This window comes from uncultured Kiloniella sp. (assembly GCF_937128705.1).
Classification (GTDB): domain Bacteria; phylum Pseudomonadota; class Alphaproteobacteria; order Kiloniellales; family Kiloniellaceae; genus Kiloniella.
Map to the genome: position 1 here is coordinate 1 of NZ_CAKZMP010000231.1, position 2,852 is coordinate 2,852.

A 2,852-nucleotide genomic window follows, 5' to 3' on the forward strand; every position below is an offset into this window, starting at 1 on the left:
AGGATGATGAATGATCATTTTCTGTGCTCCTAATGCAAGTTCGGTTGGGCGCCCACGCCCTTTTCATCAATCATCGCCCCGCGTTGGAAACGATCCAGTCGATATTCTGTCGCGACAGCATGGGGTTCATCCCTGGCTAAGAGATGCGCATAACACCAACCGCTTGCCGGCGTTGCCTTAAAGCCACCGTAACACCAGCCACCGTTAAAATAGAGGCCATCAATATGTGTTTTATCTATAAAGGGTGATCCATCCATGGACATATCCATCACACCACCCCACATCCGCAACAGTCGTGCACGCCCGATCATCGGCATTAGAGCCATACCCCCTTCACAGACGTCTTCAACAACGGGCAAATTGCCACGTTGGGCATAACTGTTATAGCCATCAATATCACCACCAAAGACCAAACCGCCTTTGTCGGATTGCGAAACGTAAAAATGCCCGGCACCAAAAGTCACCACCCCGGGCAAGATCGGTTTTAAACCTTCAGACACAAAAGCCTGTAAAACATGACTTTCAATCGGCAACCGCATCCCTGCCATGGACATTACGCGACTGGATGATCCGGCGACACACACAGCAACTTTCTTGGCTTTTATTGTACCCTGATTGGTTTTAACACCGCGACAAATGCCGTTTTCAATCACCATGCCTGTCACTTCACAGTTCTGGATGATATCAACACCCCGACTATCCGCACCCCGTGCATAGCCCCACGCAACTGCATCATGGCGTACGGTACCGCCACGGGGTTGCAGCAATCCGCCTTTGATGGGGAAGCGAGCGTTTTCAAAATCCAGACAAGGATACATTTCGCGTACACCATCCTGATCCAGCAATACAGCATCAGCCCCGGCGAGTATCATGGCATTGCCGCGACGTGCATAGGCATCTCGGCCGGCATCGTTATGGAAGAGATTTAAAATGCCACGTTGAGACACCATGGCATTGTAATTGAAATCCTGTTCAAGATTTTCCCATAGCTTCATGGAAAATTCGTAAAAGGGCTCATTCCCCGGCAGAAGATAATTGGACCGCACAATCGTTGTATTACGTCCAACATTTCCAGAACCAATCCACCCTTTCTCGAGAACAGCAACGTTTGTGATGCCAAATTCTTTTGCAAGGTAATAGGCCGTTGCTAAGCCATGCCCACCGCCGCCGACAATGATCACATCATATTCGTCTTTTGGTTTTGGGGTTCGCCAAACAGGTTTCCAGCCTTTATGTCCTGTCAGCGCTTCTTTTATGACCTTAAAGCCTGAGTATTTTAAACCTCGGTGTTTCATCACATATTCTCAATTGTGTTGCCTTTTTCTACTAGAACAGTGATATAAAGATCGAGATTTCAAAAAAAGGACTATTTATTACATAAAATGGACACGTATTCTTCACCTGAGCAAGCATATAAAATTGGCATCTTACTAATCGATGGCTTTGCCCTGATGTCCTACTCATCAGTCATAGAACCCTTACGTGCTGCCAACCTTCTTGGTAAAAAACATCTCTACAGGGTTGATCACATTGCGATAGGAAACAGGCACGAAACCATAAGCTCAAGTGGTGCGGCGATCTGCGCAACAGCCACCATATCTGACCATCAAGACTATGATCTTATCCTTGTTGTCGCCGGGGGAGATCCATCCAGCTTTGACGACGAACCCACATTCCAATGGTTACGTAACAAAGCGCGTCATGGCGTCAGATTAGGGGGTGTTTCTGCAGGCCCTGTAATCCTCGCCAATGCAGGGGTTATGAAAGGATACAGGATGACTGTGCACTGGGAGCATGCCGCAGCTCTATCAGAAAACACCCCGACACTATTGCTTGAACGAAGCCTTTACATCATGGACCGAGATCGCATCACTTGTGCAGGTGGCGTTGCCCCATTGGATATGATGCATGCATTACAAAGTGAAATTCATGGGCCGGAATTTGCCAGAAAGGTCAGTGATTGGTTCATTCATACGGACGTCAGGCCATCCGGAAATCCGCAGAGATCTGGAATGATAGAGCGATATGGCACCCATCATCCCTCTATCATTCAAACACTCGAAATAATGGAAAACCATATTGCGGATCCCCTGAGTTTAAAACAACTCGCTTTGTTATCTTCAATAAGTCCACGCCAACTCAACAGGATTTTTATCAAAAAAATTGGACAGAGCACCATGTCTGTTTACCGTAATTTACGGTTAGAAAAATCCTATAATCTTGTTCGACAAACAGTATTGTCATTAACAGAAATTGCTCTGGCAACAGGCTTTTCCAGTTCAGCGCATTTCTCGAAAGCCTTTCAGGGAAAATATGGTTCTCCCCCCTCGTCGTACAGACAAGATATACAATCAAAGGCATAATAAAACTCATACAGAAGAGAACTTGACTTCAAGATTTAAGGGAATGTTTTTATGGCTGAAAGTATTTCATTAAATCACATATATTCAATGCACTATAAAACACTTTACATCTAATATATTAACCTTAACGATCAGCCCATTCTTTGACTTTCCCAACAATGGCCGCATTGACAGCAACACCATTTTTATCTGCATTGACACGCGCTTCAAAACGCTCTGCGCCATGCAAGCGAGCCCCATCCTGATCAACAATAGCTTCGATCAAATAATCTACACGTTGCGAGAATACGCCACCCGAAGAAAGTTCAGGATCAATAGCAATAAAGAACTGCCCCGTTTTGGGCGGCCCACCGACAGGACCGGAAAACGGGCTGGCATCAATACCAAGCGTTGCCCCTGTCATAGCAGCCGCCATTAACTCTACCATCAAGGCTGTACCAAAACCTTTATAGCTGCCACTTGGGATCATGGTTCCTTTAAGAGCAACAT

At 46.1% G+C, this 2,852-nt stretch carries 3 protein-coding genes; 1 reads left to right on the plus strand and 2 read right to left on the minus strand.

Going from position 1 to position 2,852, the window contains the following annotated elements:
- Window positions 1-29 precede the first annotated feature (29 nt).
- Entirely contained in the window at window positions 30-1,295 is a 1,266-nt protein-coding gene (locus Q0241_RS12100) for a sarcosine oxidase subunit beta family protein (protein WP_299377696.1), read from the minus strand.
- A gap of 87 nt (window positions 1,296-1,382) precedes the next feature.
- On the opposite strand from Q0241_RS12100, the gene Q0241_RS12105 reads away from it, so the two are divergent.
- The gene (locus tag Q0241_RS12105; RefSeq protein ID WP_299377698.1) at window positions 1,383-2,363 is read left to right on the plus strand and encodes a GlxA family transcriptional regulator; all 981 of its coding nucleotides are present in this window, start codon (window positions 1,383-1,385) and stop codon (window positions 2,361-2,363) included.
- A 124-nt stretch (window positions 2,364-2,487) separates the two neighbouring features.
- On the opposite strand, the gene Q0241_RS12110 is transcribed toward Q0241_RS12105, so the two are convergent.
- The coding region (locus Q0241_RS12110; protein WP_299377700.1) for an Ldh family oxidoreductase at window positions 2,488-2,852 on the minus strand (365 nt) is incomplete at its 5' end.

What these genes read in the sequence shown, in the direction of transcription:
- Q0241_RS12100 (WP_299377696.1), bottom strand. Translation starts at nt 1,295, where the DNA reads ATGAAACACCGAGGTTTAAAATACTCAGGCTTTAAGGTCATAAAAGAA.
- Q0241_RS12105 (WP_299377698.1), top strand. Translation starts at nt 1,383, where the DNA reads ATGGACACGTATTCTTCACCTGAGCAAGCATATAAAATTGGCATCTTA.